The following is a 16,637-nucleotide window of genomic DNA, read 5'->3' as shown; positions in this document are numbered from 1 at the left end:
TTAATAACGAATGAAAAATTAGTTCCAGCCTCCTCCTAAGGCTTTATATACTTTTACATTTGCTAATAATTGATCTCTTTTCGTTTCTATGATTTCAATTTTAGACTCTAATGCTTCTCTTTGTGTTAACAACACTTCTGTATATTCTGCTCTTGCTGATTTAAACAAACGAACTGAAAGATCTATAGATTCATTTAACGCTTCTACTTGTTGCTTTTTTAAATCGTAACTATTTTTCAAGTTGTCAATTTTTGAAAGCTCATTGGCTACTTCTAAATACGCATTTAAAATAGCTCTTTCGTATTCATAAACAGCTTGTAATTGTTTATTATTGGCTGTTTTATAAGCTGCTTTTATCGCATTTCTATTGATTAAAGGTCCTACAATATCTCCTGCTAAAGAATAGACTAACGATTCTGGTGTTGATGTTAAAAACTTAGGTTTAAATGCTTGTAACCCCACTCCTGCTTTAATTCCTATTGATGGATAAAAATTAGCTCGTGCTATTTTGGTATTCAATTTAGCTGCTGCTAACTCGTATTCAGCTCTCCTTAAATCGGGTCTGTTTTGTAACAGTTGTGATGGAATTCCTGCTTTTACTCCTTCAATAGGTTTGTCTATAAAATTATCTGAGTTTCTTTCTATAGGTTGTGGGTACCTTCCTACTAAAAAGTTAATTTTATTTTCGGTTTCTACAATCTCTTGTTGAAGTTCGTATAGGTGACTTTGGTTTTTAAGTACACTCGCTTCAAACCTACGTACTGCTAATTCTGTTGTTCTTGCGGCTTGCTTTTGAAGCTTTACCATTTGCAATGCATTTTTTTGAATCTCTAAGTTTTGTGAAACCATAGATAATTCATTATCTAATGCTACTAATTCGTAATATGAATTTGCAATTTCTGAAACCAAATTAGTTACCATAAAGTTTTTTCCTTCAACACTAGCTAAGTATTCTAATACTGCTGCTTTCTTCTCATTTCGTAACTTCTTCCATACATCTAGCTCCCAAGAAGCTGAAAGTCCTATTGAAAAATCAGTTAATGGTTCAGGAAATTTTTCACCTTCGCGGATATCTAAATTTTCTTCTACAGCACCATTTCTAGTATACTTCCCAACCTTTTCTAATTCAGCTCCTGCATACATATTTACAAACGGTAAATACTCACCTTTTTTTGCTTTGATGTTATTTTTTGAAATAGCTACTTGTTGTAACATTATGTTCAACTCTTGGTTCTTTGATAAAGCTGTATCTATCAGAGAAATTAAATGTGAATCTGAAAAAAAGTCACGCCATTTAATAGTAGCTGTACTTAATGAGTCTGCTGGTTGATTCTTAAAATTCTCTGGTACTTCTTTGTTCTCCTCTCTTAATACTTGATTTGGCACGCAAGAGCACAAAATTAAGAGGACAAGCACACTTAAAAAGTGTGCTTTTTTTATTACAAATGAACTTCTTCGTTTAGTTTTCATTGTTTTCTCTTTTAATTATTTTCTTTAGAAGTTTTTTAAGCTCTGTTATTTTAACTTTTGTTTTACTTCCTTCAACTTCATTTATTCTTATAAATTCTTCAGAAACTGGTTCATTAGCTTCGTCTTTAATTAAGCTTCTTCCATCACTCATTTTAGCAAATATGTAATAGAGACCTGGTATAATTAAAACTCCGAAAATGGTTCCTATTAACATTCCTCCTAAAGCTGACCCACCAATAGTTCTGTTTCCAATAGCTCCTGCTCCGTGAGCTATAACTAACGGTATTAATCCTGCTATAAATGCAAATGAAGTCATTAAAATTGGCCTGAATCGTTCTTTAGCTCCTTCAATAGCTGCTTCAAAAATTGTAGCTCCCTGACTTCGTTTTAGTACTGCAAATTCTACAATTAACACTGCATTTTTACCTAATAAACCAACCAGCATTATTATTCCGATTTGTGCATATACATCATTCGCTAGGCCCATTAGTTTTAAGAGTGTGAATGACCCGTACACTCCTACTGGAAGTGAGAAAATCACTGCTAATGGCAGTATAAAACTTTCGTATTGTGCTGCTAACACAAAGTATACAAAGGCTAATACAATGATAAAAATATACACCGATTCATTACCTCTTTGTGCTTCATCATAGGTAAGTCCTTCCCAAGCAACATCATACCCTCTTGGTAATTCTTTTGCTGCTACTTCTTTAATTGCGTTAATAGCATCTCCACTTGTGTATCCTGATGCTGGTAACCCTCTAATAGCTGCTGAATTATATAAATTGTATCGTGTTATCTCATTAGGTCCTAGTTTTTTTTCTAAACTCATGAACGCTGAATAAGGCACCATTTTTCCTTCCTCATTTTTAACATATAGCTTTTCTAAATCTGAAGGGATTCTCCTGTATTCTGGCGCTGCTTGTGTATACACTTTAAAAAATCTACCAAAACGAATAAAACCTTGTTCATAGGTACTACCTATTAAAATGTTTAGGTTTTCCATGGCTTTACCAATGGTTACTCCTTTTTGCATCGCTTTTTTATTGTCGATTTTTAATTCGTACTGCGGATAGTTTGCAGAATAAAAAGTAAATAAACCTGTAAGCTCTTTTCGTTTTGATAACGATTCCATGAATTTGTTATTGATACGTTCAAATTCGTGGTAGTCTGTTGAGTTTGTTTTATCTAATAAACGCATTGAGAATCCTCCTGAAGATCCAAAACCTGGTACTGCTGGTGGTTCAAAATATTCTATAACCGCCCCTAAATCTTTGGTTTCTTCTTCTAATTCTTCCATGATTTCGTGAACTGAATGATGACGTTCTGACCATGGTTTTAAGTTAATTAAACAGGTACCTGCATTGGATCCTCTACCTTCGGTCATAATTTCATATCCTGCTAAAGATGAAACTGATTCTACTCCTTCGGTTTCTTCACAAATCTGTTGTAGTTTTCTTGCTACTTCATTTGTACGTTCTAGGGTAGCACCTGGTGGTGTTTGAATAATAGCATAGATCATTCCTTGATCTTCACTAGGGATAAAACCTGCTGGTAATGTTTTATTGGTAATAAATATTCCTGCACAGAAAGCTAGTAATACTCCAAAGGTTAACATTCTTCGTGCTACGATTCTGTTTAACACTTTTACATATTTTCCTGTAAGCTTTTCAAATCCTTTGTTAAACCAATCAATAAATTTATCTATTATTGATTTTTTTCTTTCTTTTCCGTGGTTATTCTTCAACATCATTGCACACAATACTGGTGTTAATGTTAATGCTACCACTGCTGAAATAATGATGGAACCCGCCATTGTTATAGAGAACTGTCTGTAGAAAACTCCTACGGGTCCTGTCATAAATGAAATTGGAACAAATACCGAAACCATAACCAATGTAATTGCTAAAATAGCTCCTCCTATTTCTCCTAATGCAGCCTTAGATGCTTGATAAGGCGTAAGATGCTCTTTCTCCATTTTTAAATGGACTGCTTCTACAACTACAATAGCATCATCTACCACAATACCAATGGCTAATACTAATGCAAACAAGGTAATTAAGTTTATTGAAAGCCCAAAAAGTTGCATTACAAAGAACGCTCCAATTAAAGATACTGGTACTGCTATAATTGGAATTAAGGTTGATCGTAAATCTCCTAAGAAGAGAAACACCACAATTGCCACTAAAACAAAGGCATCTCTAAGTGTATGTATTACTTGTTCTATTGAGGCATCTAAAAAGTTAGAAACGTCATAACTAATTTTAAAATCAATCCCTGGTGGTAGATCTTCTTTTAATTCTTTTAGTTTTTCTTTTACCGATGCTATTACATCACTACCATTACTTCCAAAAGTTTGTTTCAAAACAATAGATGCTGATGGATGCCCATCTAAGTTTGAGTAAATATCGAAGAATTCACTCCCTAATTTTACTTCGGCAACATCTTTTAACTTTAAAATTTCTCCTTCTTCATTTGCTCGAATAATAATGTCTTTATACTGATCTGGTTCATTATACCTGTTTTGATAGGTAAGTACGTATTCTAGTGATTGTGATTTGATTCCTGAACTTCTTCCGAGTCTTCCGGGTCTTGCCAAAATACTTTGGTCTTCCATCGCTTCTAAAATTTCTTCTGCAGAAATATTATAGGCTCTCATTCGGTCTGGTTTTAACCAAACTCTCATCGCATATTTTCTACTTCCTAAAATTTTAGCACTGGCGATACCATTGATTCGTTGAATTTCTGGTATCATTTTGGTATATGCATAGTTGTATAGGAACTTTTCATCGTTATGTTTTTCTTTACTAAAAAGGTTCACATACATTAACATACTTGGTTGTACTGGAGTAATAATTACTCCTTCTCGCTGTACTAATTCAGGTAATAAAGGCATTACTTGATCTACCCTTGTTTTTACCCTTACTACTGCTTGGTTGGGATCTGTACCGGGTTCAAAAATTACACGTAGGGTTCCTTCTCCTGCACTGGTAGCATCAGAAGCGATATAACGCATTCCTTGTACTCCATTGATGGCTGTTTCTAGAGGAATTAGTGTTGAGTTTACCAATACATCTGCACTTGAACCTGGGTATGCTATAAATATGTTTACCGTGGTTGGTGCAATTTGTGGAAACTGTGATATTGGGAGTTGTTTTATTGATAACAACCCCGTAAAAACAACTATTATCGAAATAACAATTGCTAGTACTGGTCTTTTTATAAATTGACTAAACATGTATTGTTGAATTTTAGTTTTTGATTACTCTGCATATAAGTCTAAACTAGACATTACAGCATTTGGCTCTTTAAACTCAACATGTATCTTTTGTTGATCTTTTACCATACGGATTCCTTCTAACAATATTTTATCGTTTTCTGTAAGTCCTTTTTCTACTATAAATAAGTGTGGTAATTCTGCTTCTACAGTAATTTCTCGTTGTTTTACTGTATTGTTTTTATCTACTACAAAAACATATTTTTTATCTAATACTTCAAAAGTGGCTTTTTGTGGAATTATTAAAGCTCCTTCGTACGGAACTTCCATTAAAATACTTCCTGTTTCTCCGTGTCTTAAAATTCCATCTGGATTTGGGAAAGTTGCTCTAAAGGCAATGTTTCCTGTTTCATTGTTAAACTCTCCCTCAATCGTTTCTACAATTCCTTTTTGATTGAATGGTTTGTTATTTGCCATTAAAAGTGTTACTTCTTTTTTCTTGTCTTTATCTTGACTCATTATATAGTCTAGATATTCTGTTTCTGGCACATTAAAATATACCCACATTTTACTGTTGTCTGATAGTGTTGTTAGGAGTTCTCCTTCATCTAACAAACTTCCTTTTCTAACATGTAAGTGGTCCATTATACCATTAAACGGAGCCTTAATACTTGTAAAACCCAGGTGTGTTTGGGCTAGCATTACTTCAGCTTTTGCTTTTTCGTAATTTGCTTTTGCTAAGGCTAATTCGTTTTTAGAAACTACGTTTCCATCTGCTAATAATTCCGTGTTTTTATATTCAATTTCAGCAGCTTTTGCTTCTGCTTTTGCTTTTTGTAAATCTGCCTTATAAACATTTGCTGATATTTGAAACATGTTTTGTCCTTTTTTTACATGCTGTCCTTCATCAACAAATACTTTCTTTAAATATCCTTTTTCAAGCGCCCTCAATTCTATGTGCTGAATGGCATGTATTTGACTTACATAATCTTTGGTTATTGATGTATCTTTTTTAATGGGATTGGTTACAAGGAACTTTGTTTCTGGGTGTTTAGATTCCTTTTTTGATTCGCAGCTAATGTTAATTAATAGCGCAAATAGGCTCATGAAAATGAAGATTTTTTTCATTTTTTGTATGTATTTGTAAAGTTAGAGTGAGTGTGTAACCATTGAAAAACAATGGTTATTCTAAAAATTTAATTAAATTTTTATGTGTGGGTATGTAAAGTAAACTAAATAAAAGCTTTAGGTTTACTTTACCGAAGAGGGTATCAAATTATAAAAACTTGAAATTTAATATGCAATTTTAAAATAGTACTATAAGTGTACTCTTTAAAGCGTTGTGCTTTTTCTTTTACTACACAAAACTGGCACTCAAAAAACTGCGCATGTAAAATGGCTGATAAGTAACTTCCGAATTTTGACAAACTTTCATCTACTTCATTTTCGTCTTGGGTTTTGTCTTCAATTTCACTGATTTCGAAATAACTCTCCCTTTCAGAATCTTGATATTTTTCGCTAAAAACGTAATTACTGATGTGTTGAATAATAAATTGTGGCTCTTCTTTTACGTTTACAGATTTAAAAGTAGCCACTGAGGTAGTTGTATCAAAAGTCTTTTGGTCTGCATATGATGTAGACCATCCTTTTAATAAAAGTATTAATAAAAATAGATATTTATTAAATGTATTACTCATTTCAATCGGCAAAATTATAGATATATATTCATTTAACAAATAATTCGTATTGTAAAATATTTATAAAACAAAAAAAACTCGCCGATTGGCGAGTTTTAATAGTATGTTTTTTAGGATATAAAGCTATTCTTTATAAACTCCCATATTTTCGTATTTCTCCATACGCTGAGCTATCAACTCTTTATCTTTAAGCTTATTAAGTTCTTCGTACGCTTTTATAATTTGCTCTTTAACAGCTTTAAAAGTTCCTTCACGATCAGAGTGTGCACCTCCTAAAGGTTCTTTTATGATATCATCAACTATTTTTAGTTTCATACCATCTTCTGCCGTTAATTTTAATGCTTCTGCTGCTTTTTCTTTTTCTGACCAACTACGCCATAAAATAGAAGAACAGTTTTCAGGTGAGATAACTGAATACCAAGAGTTTTCTAACATATACACTCTATCTCCTACTCCTATTCCTAAAGCTCCCCCTGAAGCTCCTTCTCCAATAATTATGGTAATAATTGGAGTTTTTAAGCGAGTCATTTCAAAGATATTACGAGCAATTGCTTCTCCTTGTCCACGTTCTTCAGCTTCTAATCCTGGGTAAGCACCTGGAGTATCTACTAAAGTTACTACTGGTATTCCAAATTTTTCAGCCATGCGCATTAAACGTAATGCTTTACGGTATCCTTCTGGGTTTGCCATACCAAAGTTACGATATTGACGTGTTTTGGTATTGTATCCCTTTTGCTGACCTATGAACATAAAAGATTGGTCTCCAATCTTACCTAGTCCTCCAATCATAGCTTTATCATCTTTTACACTACGGTCACCGTGTAATTCCATAAATGTATCTCCACAAAGTGCTTTGATATAATCTAAGGTATAAGGACGATTTGGATGACGAGATAACTGTACGCGTTGCCATGCCGTTAAATTCTTATATATATCTTTCTTAGCTTTTTCTAATTTTTTTTCAATCTTCTGACATGTAGCTGTAACGTCTACATCACTTTCTTTTCCTATATCAAAACATTTTGCCAACTGATCTTCTAGCTCTTTTATTGGCATTTCAAAATCTAAATATTCCATTGTATTCTTGTATATAGTTTGATTTTCTAATTTACTAGTTAGTTGTTTGTAAAGGCAAACATACTAAAAAATTGTACAGTTTACCTTCATCACTTTTCTTAAAATATTATTTTTTTATAATTTTCTTTTTTATGGAAGAAACATTTTTGAGTACTCCATTTAATAATACTACTATTAAAACAATACAAGCCCCGTAATAAAACTCTGGATTCATTTGTTCTTTTTCTCCAAATATTAATAATGCTAAAATAATAGCGTATATAGGTTCTAAATTAATCGTGAGCATTACTGTATAAGGTGTTAAATACCTCATTACTTGCACTGAAGCTATAAAAGCATAGGCTGTACAAATACTACTTAAAATGAATAAATATATCCAGTCACTTGTTTGTAATTGAAAAAACTCTATTGAAAATTTTTGTGTAAATAATAAATATATAGTTACTCCTAAAACTCCAAATAATAACTGATAAAATGAAATAGTATTTGCTTCGTGTTTTTTTATAAACAAACCGTTTAGTACTGAAAATAATGCGGAAAGAAATGCTGAAATTAATGCATAAATAATACCTAGTGTATACTGACTTTCAAAATTAAAAATAATGTACAATCCCATTATTACTAACAAGCCTAATACTATTTCTATTGTTTTTATTCTTCTTTTAAAAAAGAAAGGTTCTATAAATGAGGCAAAAAAAGCTCCAGTACTCATCATTACTAAAGCTACAGATACATTTGATACTTTTATTGCTTTGAAAAATGTTATCCAGTGTACTGCTATAATTACTCCTGAAATGGCAAACTTAATTAATGCTTTTTTTTCTACTTTAAATGACTTCTTCCTTATTAAAAAATATAAAGCAATAAAACCTACTGCTAACAACATTCTAAACCAAACTAAAGGTACTGCATCAATTGATATTAATGCGCCTAAAATAGCTGTAAACCCCCAAATAAATACGATTAAATGTAAGAGTAAGTAATTCTTTAATTTATCTCCTTGCATTGAAATATAAATAAACAGCGTATAAACCAAATACCACATTAGGTCCCCAAACATTTAACAATGCATTTGCTCCTGCTACAGCTCCTAATACTTCTGCTACTTTTAAAAAGAATACATAAATAAACATAACGCTTATACCTATTGCCAAATTAACTCCTATGCCTCCTCTAGTTTTCCTATGTGCTAGTCCTACCGCAATTAACGTTAATATGTAGCTCGCAATTGGTAAACTTGTTCTCTTATATAATTCTACTAAATAAGCATTTAAGTTTTTTATTCCTCTTTTTCTAGACACTTCAATAAACTTAATCAACTCTGGTGAGTTCATTTCTTGTGCCATTATATTTTTATAATTAAAATCTTCTGGTGTAAATGTAAATGTAGTATCTAAACTTTTCCCCGAAAAAATACTATCTCTTTCTTTAAAAATTTTTCGTTCTTTCCAGTTATATAATTTAAACGTACTATCTTTTTCCTTCCAATTAATATTATCAGCTATAAGTTTCTTTTTTAATTTAATACCGTCATATAAATCTATTGAAAAATTATAGCCTGAATTTCTTTTTAAATCAAAACTTTGAATGTATACATAAGTACTATCATTCAATTGTAAGCTAAACTCTCGGATGGAATTATCTGCATACTTTTTTTTCTTTAAATACTTCTTTTCAAAAGCTTTTCGTGTTTTACTACTTGAGGGTACAAAAAAATGGTTCATTGAGAGTGCTATTCCACAAACTATAGTTGCTCCTATAAAATATGGAAATAAAAAACGTGTGAATGATACTTGTGAGCTATTGATTGCTACAATTTCTGTGTTACTTGCCAGCTTAGAAGTAAATAGTATAACTGCTATAAACAATGCTAATGGCATAAATGTATTAGCATAGTAAATAATAAAGTTTTTATAGTAATCGTTAACTATTTCAAACAATGTTAAATTTTCTTCTCGTAAAAACTTATCAACTTTTTCTGCAATATCAATAGCTACCGCAATAGGTATTAAAATAAGTAATGTAAACAGAAAAGTTACTAAGTAACGTTTTAATATGTACCAATCTAGTATTTTCAAATTACAAACGTTTATCCATTTGTTTTACCATTTTGTCTTTCCATTCAGTAAAATCTCCTGCTATTATGTGTTTACGTGCTTCACGAACTAACCATAAATAAAACCCTAGGTTATGAATAGAAGCTATCTGCTTTCCTAACATTTCTCTTGCAGCAAATAAGTGACGTAAATAGGCTTTAGAATACATGGTATCTACCCAAGTAATGCCCATTTCATCAATTGGAGAAAAATCGTTTTCCCACTTTTTATTTTTAATATTTATGCTACCGTGTGCTGTAAATAACATTCCGTTACGTGCATTACGAGTTGGCATTACGCAATCGAACATATCAACTCCTAACGCTATGTTTTCTAAAATATTAATTGGTGTACCAACTCCCATTAAATAACGTGGTTTGTCTTCTGGTAAAATTTCAGTAACCACTTCTGTCATTGCATACATTTCTTCAGCAGGTTCTCCTACTGATAATCCTCCTATCGCATTTCCTTCTGCTCCTGAGTTTGCTATATACTCTGCTGATTGCTTACGTAAATCTTTGTATGTACTTCCTTGTACAATTGGAAATAAAGACTGACTATATCCATATTTTGGAGGCGTGTTCTCAAAGTGTTTTATACAACGATCTAACCAACGGTGAGTCATGTGCATAGATCGTTTTGCATAGTTATAATCACAAGGGTATGGCGTACACTCATCAAAAGCCATAATTATATCTGCTCCAATGGTACGCTGTGTTTCCATTACATTTTCTGGTGTAAAAAAATGTGTAGAGCCGTCAATATGACTTTTAAACTTTACTCCTTCTTCATTTATCTTCCTTCTTCCTGACAAAGAGTATACTTGATATCCTCCACTATCAGTTAAAATATTACGATCCCAATTCATGAACTTATGTAAGCCTCCTGCAGCTTCTAAAGTTTCTAATTTTGGACGTAAGTATAAATGATATGTATTTCCTAAAATAATATCAGGATTGATTTCGTCTTTTAATTCTGATTGATGTACTCCTTTAACCGTAGCTACTGTACCTACAGGCATGAATATTGGAGTTTCTATGGTTCCATGATCAGTAGTAATAACGCCTGCGCGTGCTTTACTTTTTGGATCGGTTATTTTTAAGTCAAATTGCATAAGTGGCAAAGATACACATGTAAGTTGAATGTTTAAAAGTAGATAGTTAAAAGTTTCTTATTACTAATTTTTAACTTTTTCTTCTTCTTCCAAACTTGGATTTAAAACTTGCTTCCTTCTTTGGTTGTTTGTTATTTTGAGGAGAGGCTTTTTGATTCTTTTTTTCTGCTTCTTCGTATGTTTTTGACGAACCTGCTACGAGTTTATTAATTTCATCCATTTCTTTAGATGATAATTCACGCCACTCTCCTACTTTTAAACTTCCTAAAGTTACGTTCATAATACGTGTGCGTTTTAATTTCTTTACATCATATCCTAAGTATTCACACATACGTCTTATTTGACGATTTAAGCCTTGTACTAAAATTATTTTAAATGTGGTATCATTTATACGTTCTACCTTGCATTTCTTTGTTACAGTTCCTAAAATAGGAATTCCATTACTCATTCTTTTTATAAAGCGCTCATCAAAAGGTTTGTTTACCGTAACAATGTATTCTTTTTCGTGGTTATTCCCTGCTCGTAATATTTTGTTTACAATATCTCCATCATTGGTTAAAAAAATTAATCCTTCTGAAGGTTTATCTAAGCGACCAATAGGAAATAGTCGTTGTGGATGCCCCACAAATTTCACGATATTTTTACGTTCTTTACTATCAGTAGTACAAACAATGCCTTTAGGTTTGTTTAATGCTATATGTATCGTTTTGGGTTTTGCTTTTAATGGTTTTCCATCAATTTTTACCACATCTCCTTCATGAACTCTGTTTCCTAACTGGGTAGGTTTCCCATTTATCGTTACTCTTCCCTCAGTTATAAATCGTTCTGCTTCACGACGTGAACAAATACCTGTACTACTAATGTACTTGTTAAGATTTATTGATGTATCGTTATTATTATTTTCCATGTAATCAAAAAAAGACAGTCTCAAAAGTACTAAATATTGTCATTTCACGAATTAAGAGAATCAGATTTCTCGACTTCGCTCGAAATGACATACTTTCGAGACTGTCTTGTATGTTTTAGATTTTATCTTTTAAAACATGATCATTTTTTGTGTACAACGTGCTAAACTTGGTCTTCTTTCATAATCAAACCCAAGTGTAATCATGTGTGTTCCGTAATTATAATCTTGTGTTTTATTCATATTGATACTAAAACCATACGACATGTAAAGATTATTTTTCTTTAAACCAAGTAATGGTGCAATAGCATTTGGTTGAAAAAACTGGTCATTTAAGAACGTATAACTTAAACCAGCCCAAACATATCCATCTCTAATTCCTCTTCTTGCTTTAATATTCATATCTGTTCTAGAGCGTTTATCGGCTTCTCTATACTCTACTAGCATTGATGGCTCTAACTCAAAGTTTCTGCTTAATTTCGTAAAGGTGTAAGATGTAAAAAGCACATACTTTCTTAGTACTTCTGGTTCACCGGTTTGAAAATCCTCTATCTCTTTATTTAAGATGTTCATAATGTTTGCACTAATACTAAATCGTTCGTAACGATATAACAAACCTACATCAAAGTTTGAATTGTTTAAAGTTCTGTTTGATACTGTTTGCCCTGAGTTATTTTCTGATGTATCAATACCAAATTGCGTAAAGCTATAACTTAAAGCAAACGATAGAAAACTATCATGAAAGTCACTTAATGTTAAGTGACTTGCAAATGACAATTTTGCTCCTTTTTGAGTGGTATACCCGTTTTTATCATTAAATAACGTGATTCCTCCACCAAAAGTATCTGCGATACGTGCTTCAACTGTTAATGATTGTGTATCGGGTGCGTCTTTAACTCCAATCCACTGGCTTACTCCATTTAATCTAACCTGTAAACCTGTTCCTATACCTGCATAGGTTGGGGAAATTAAAAATGGATTGTCTGCCAAATGACTTACATATTGGGGTAATTCTACTTCTTGTGCAGTAAGTTTTACACTACTAAATACTACACTTAAAATTATTACTATTTTTCTCATTTCTTTTTATCTATATAGTGTAAAGTGTCCCATTATTTTCTTCTCTTGACCTGATAACTCTTTAAAGTAAATAGTATACCAATAATCTCCTGATGGTAATGGTGTACCTTCATAAGTACCATCCCATCCTTCTACAGAACCTTTAAACTCGGCAATGTTACGTGCATATCTGTCGTAAATAAACACTTGAATATCATGATATTCTTCTACTTCACGAGGGTACCAATAATCATTTGTTCCATCTCCGTCTGGAGTAAATAAGTTTGGAACGAAAATAGTAATATACTCTCCTCTTATAGTTACTGTTTCCTCACAGCCTCTAGCATCTCTTACCGTAATAGTGTAATCTTTTGTTTGTAAGATTAAGAACTCATTATCTGATCCAAAATCACCTCCATCTACACTATACTCATAAGGTGGTAATCCAAAATCTGCATTGGCTATTAAAGTATTCTTAACCGAATCATCAATATCTAAGGTTAATGCTTGAATATCTTCAATACTAATTGGACTACTAGTAGAACTTTCAGAACATGAAGTTATTGTATGTGTTGCTGTAACATAGTATCCTGTTCCTGCTGGTACATCAATAAATTCTCCTGTATTATTTGTTACTACAGGGTTTCCTATTCCGTCATATAATGTGTAAGACATATTAGCTCTATATGCTTCATCAACTATTGCTTTAATAATATTTCCTACCTCACAGGTATATGCAAAATCAACTGTTAATTGTAAATCTACTGGTTCAGCCGTAGTTACTCTAATTGGGTCTGCAACATTACAACCTGCTTCATCTCTTACTGTAATGTAGTAAGATGTACCTGCTTGGATGTTTTCTGCTGCTCCTAACACAATTGTATTCGTTGTATATGGTGTAGGTTGTTCTATATTATTAATACTTACGTAGTAAGGTTGTGTTCCTCCTTGTACATCTAACTCTATTGTTGGAGTTGCATTATTAATACAAGTTTGTTCTGTAACTCCTACCAATGTTGCTGTAAATTGTTGTGGTTGATCAATAACTACATCAATAGTATCAATACATCCAACCTTATCTTTAACAGTAATGGTATACGTACCTGCTGTTAAGTTTCTGAACACATTATCGGTAACAAATTTATTTGTTGGGTCTGTACTAATATTGTATTCATATCCTGTTAAGTTTCCTCCTGAGGCTAATACTGTAATAGTACCATCATTTCCTCCAAAACAACTTACATCTGTATGGTTTTCAGCAACTACTAAAGGTTCTGGTTCTACAATAGGATGTGGTGCAGTATCTTCTGTACATACTTCTCCAAATCTATTAGTACTTCTTACTCTAATTTTATATGTACCAACATCTAAACCTCCAAAAGTATTTGATGTTGTCCATGTTCCATCAACTGGATTATTACTACCATCTAACAGTTGGTATTCGTAATTACCGAAACCGCCTGTTACAGTTGCTGATAACACTCCATTAGCATCTCCATTACAGGTAACAAATCCTGAATCGACTACTAAAGTTGGTACTAAAGGTTCGTATGCATTGACTGTTACTACAACTGTATCTTCACAATTATTATCATCACGTACGTAAAATGTTTGAGAACCTGAACTTACAGTTGTAAATGTATTAATAGGCCCAAAATTCACTCCATCGTTACTATATTCATAATTGCCTGTGCCTCCTATTGCACTCACTACTACGGTTGCATAACGGTTATTACAAGTTATATCTGCAGTGATATTTGCCGAAGCTTCTACTTCTGAAGGATCAATTATATCCACCTGCTCTGTATACGTACAGCTATATTTATTATCTCTAACAGTTACTGTGTAATTAGTACCCGCTGGTAAATTGCTAAATGTATTTGATAACTGTTCTACTTGCGTTACTCCGTCAGGATAGGTTAAAATATAACTATAACTTACAGTTGCATCTTGTGTTTGACCTCCTGTTACATTAGTTACTTGAATGGTTGCCGTTCTTTCTCCTTCACATAAGTTTGGAGTAACAGTTACATCTGCTGCCATATTTGTAGTTGGCTGTAATGTAAATGTAAATGTTTCTTCACACCCTGTAACATCTCTAACTGTTGCTGTATAATTACCTGCTATTAACCCAGTAATTCTTCTATTACTATCAAAATTTTGAACTGGTGTAGCTGGTGCTGCATCATTTACTAATTGATACTCATACGGTGCCCAACCTCCTTGAGCTTCTAACAAGATTTCTCCAGAATCAGTAACATTACAATTAATATACGTTGGTGTACCTGTTAATGCTAATGCGTTTGCTGGTTCTTCAATTATAAAGTTTGCACTTTGTGCTTTACAGAATGGTGTATTCGTCATACTTACAACCACATAATATTCACCTGCTACTAAATTAGTAGTAATTGTTTCTGGAGTACCTCCTGTACCATTTCCTGATGTAATAACAGTTGGGTTACCTACTTCAAATACTTCGTAAGTATAAACATCTGTATATGGTGTAGCTGCACTAAAATCTATTGTTGCACTTCCTGTACCACCAAAACAAGCTCTTTGAACATTACTTACTAATATATCAAAGGTAGGTTCTGGTTCTACCGTGTGATATACTTCTAAAGTACATCCTGTTGCTGCATTGTATATCTCAATTGTGTAATCATCAACCGGTACGTTATTAAATACTGCTGCATCTGCATCTGATACCACATTTAATGTTCGTGTATAAGGAGTAGCTCCTGTTCCTGTTATTGTATACTGAATATTTGGTAATGCTGGCACTACTTTTACAGTGATATTCTCTCCTGTATTACAGTCTGTATCTTTAATTACATCGATATCTGCTGCTGTCATTGGAGTAAATGGAGCTATCCTTACTACTCTAGATACAAAACAATCTGTATTTTCATCATATACTTTTACTGTATAATCTCCTCCAGCTAAATTAGTTGATATATATGTAAAGTTACTATCGTCTTGTAATACATCACCTGTTGCATTATCTTCAAACACAACTCGAACATAGTTTCCTGTTCCTCCTATAATCGCTGCCTTATCAACTGTAATTATAGCATTGTTTGTTGTATTAGTTCCTGCCGTACAAGCAAACTGTGTTACAGTAATGGCGTTTGAAATATCAATAATATCATTTTGATTAATACTTACAGTTACATCTGTTGTACATCCATTTACTCCGGTAGCTGTAACTATATAGTCATCTTCTGGTAAGTTCGCAAATACCGTATCACTTCCTGTTAAAACAGCATTATATGTTCCTGATACATTATTAATCTCATAACTTAATGGTAAAATACCATTATCTACTGGTGAAACTGTAACTTCTCCTGTTGATGTTCCAAAACAAATATCTGTTACTGTAGCTACTGCCGTGAAATTAGGAGTTTCAGCATCTTCAATTTCAATTGTTTTAACTACTGAACATTCTGGTGTTGCTCCTGTATCATAAACTGTTACGGTATATACTCCTGCTACCGTAGGATTCAGCGTTAATGTTGTACCTGCTAAATTCGTTCTTCCTACTGCTATACTTGGTCCTGCAACTTCATAAGCATAACTACCAGAGCCTGAAGTTACTTCTAATGCTACAGTTGCTGCCATTGGTGCATTACATGTTAACTTCTTAGTCTCTGTTAATGTAAATACTAAATCTGGTGTTATTGTAACATCCGTTGGGGTACCTTCTGTACATCCATTAGAATCTACAACATTTACTGTATAAGCATCTGCTGCTAAATTGGTAAATGTATAATTTGCAGCATTCAGTATTTGCGTTTCTACTACTCCACTTCCGTTAGATAATGTATAAGTATATGTACCTGTACCTCCTGTTGCTGTTACTGATATACTTCCTCCTATTGAAGAATCGCATGAATTGTCATTCTCAGTTACTGTAAATGTTACCGCTGCTGGATTTGCTATGACTACTTGATCAGTTGACTCACAATATAATCCGACAGCACCATTTTTATCTCGTACTACTACT

Annotated in this window: 11 protein-coding genes; all 11 read right to left on the bottom strand. The window is 32.8% G+C overall.

What is annotated here, in order from left to right; translation table 11 throughout:
* Window positions 1–18 precede the first annotated feature (18 nt).
* On the bottom strand, window positions 19–1,470 hold the full coding sequence (locus ABHQ57_RS08105) for a TolC family protein (RefSeq protein ID WP_167713983.1): 1,452 nt from the start codon (window positions 1,468–1,470) through the stop codon (window positions 19–21).
* Window positions 1,460–4,708 (bottom strand): efflux RND transporter permease subunit, encoded by a 3,249-nt coding sequence (locus tag ABHQ57_RS08100; protein WP_167713984.1) that lies wholly within the window; start codon window positions 4,706–4,708, stop codon window positions 1,460–1,462. The genes ABHQ57_RS08105 and ABHQ57_RS08100 overlap by 11 nt, the downstream gene beginning before the upstream one ends.
* A gap of 24 nt (window positions 4,709–4,732) precedes the next feature.
* Window positions 4,733–5,815 carry an efflux RND transporter periplasmic adaptor subunit gene (locus tag ABHQ57_RS08095; RefSeq protein ID WP_099216119.1) on the bottom strand — a complete coding sequence of 361 codons (1,083 nt, stop codon included), beginning with the start codon at window positions 5,813–5,815 and terminating at the stop codon, window positions 4,733–4,735.
* A 143-nt stretch (window positions 5,816–5,958) separates the two neighbouring features.
* On the bottom strand, window positions 5,959–6,384 hold the full coding sequence (locus ABHQ57_RS08090; RefSeq protein WP_167713985.1) for a hypothetical protein: 426 nt from the start codon (window positions 6,382–6,384) through the stop codon (window positions 5,959–5,961).
* A 123-nt stretch (window positions 6,385–6,507) separates the two neighbouring features.
* Complete coding sequence (locus tag ABHQ57_RS08085; RefSeq protein ID WP_047789401.1) at window positions 6,508–7,461, bottom strand: acetyl-CoA carboxylase carboxyltransferase subunit alpha; 954 nt, start codon at window positions 7,459–7,461, stop codon at window positions 6,508–6,510.
* A 106-nt stretch (window positions 7,462–7,567) separates the two neighbouring features.
* A complete protein-coding gene (locus tag ABHQ57_RS08080; RefSeq protein WP_047789400.1) occupies window positions 7,568–8,467 on the bottom strand; it encodes a DMT family transporter in 900 nt (299 codons plus the stop codon).
* Entirely contained in the window at window positions 8,454–9,539 is a 1,086-nt protein-coding gene (locus tag ABHQ57_RS08075; protein ID WP_389863218.1) for an LptF/LptG family permease, read from the bottom strand. The genes ABHQ57_RS08080 and ABHQ57_RS08075 overlap by 14 nt, the downstream gene beginning before the upstream one ends.
* A 1-nt stretch (window position 9,540) precedes the next feature.
* Entirely contained in the window at window positions 9,541–10,671 is a 1,131-nt protein-coding gene (tgt, locus tag ABHQ57_RS08070) for a tRNA guanosine(34) transglycosylase Tgt (RefSeq protein ID WP_047789398.1), read from the bottom strand.
* Between the two features lie 70 nt (window positions 10,672–10,741).
* A complete protein-coding gene (rluF, locus tag ABHQ57_RS08065; protein WP_159611692.1) occupies window positions 10,742–11,578 on the bottom strand; it encodes a 23S rRNA pseudouridine(2604) synthase RluF in 837 nt (278 codons plus the stop codon).
* Window positions 11,579–11,707: 129 nt separating this feature from the next.
* Window positions 11,708–12,655, bottom strand: coding sequence for a type IX secretion system membrane protein PorP/SprF (locus tag ABHQ57_RS08060; RefSeq protein WP_047789396.1), 948 nt, complete (start codon window positions 12,653–12,655; stop codon window positions 11,708–11,710).
* A gap of 6 nt (window positions 12,656–12,661) precedes the next feature.
* A partial coding sequence (locus tag ABHQ57_RS08055; RefSeq protein ID WP_389863214.1) for a T9SS type B sorting domain-containing protein occupies window positions 12,662–16,637 on the bottom strand: 3,976 nt, incomplete at its 5' end.

It is taken from the genome of Tenacibaculum sp. ZH5_bin.1 (genome assembly GCF_042865525.1).
GTDB lineage: Bacteria > Bacteroidota > Bacteroidia > Flavobacteriales > Flavobacteriaceae > Polaribacter > Polaribacter mesophilus.
The sequence above is the reverse complement of the archived record's forward strand: the minus strand, read 5'-3'. Positions and strand labels throughout refer to the sequence as shown.

Bases quoted from the DNA above. Each gene is read 5' to 3' on its own strand.
- ABHQ57_RS08105 (WP_167713983.1), bottom strand. From the start codon at position 1,470: ATGAAAACTAAACGAAGAAGTTCATTTGTAATAAAAAAAGCACACTTT.
- ABHQ57_RS08100 (WP_167713984.1), bottom strand. From the start codon at position 4,708: ATGTTTAGTCAATTTATAAAAAGACCAGTACTAGCAATTGTTATTTCG.
- ABHQ57_RS08095 (WP_099216119.1), bottom strand. From the start codon at position 5,815: ATGAAAAAAATCTTCATTTTCATGAGCCTATTTGCGCTATTAATTAAC.
- ABHQ57_RS08090 (WP_167713985.1), bottom strand. From the start codon at position 6,384: ATGAGTAATACATTTAATAAATATCTATTTTTATTAATACTTTTATTA.
- ABHQ57_RS08085 (WP_047789401.1), bottom strand. From the start codon at position 7,461: ATGGAATATTTAGATTTTGAAATGCCAATAAAAGAGCTAGAAGATCAG.
- ABHQ57_RS08080 (WP_047789400.1), bottom strand. From the start codon at position 8,467: ATGCAAGGAGATAAATTAAAGAATTACTTACTCTTACATTTAATCGTA.
- tgt (WP_047789398.1), bottom strand. From the start codon at position 10,671: ATGCAATTTGACTTAAAAATAACCGATCCAAAAAGTAAAGCACGCGCA.
- rluF (WP_159611692.1), bottom strand. From the start codon at position 11,578: ATGGAAAATAATAATAACGATACATCAATAAATCTTAACAAGTACATT.
- ABHQ57_RS08060 (WP_047789396.1), bottom strand. From the start codon at position 12,655: ATGAGAAAAATAGTAATAATTTTAAGTGTAGTATTTAGTAGTGTAAAA.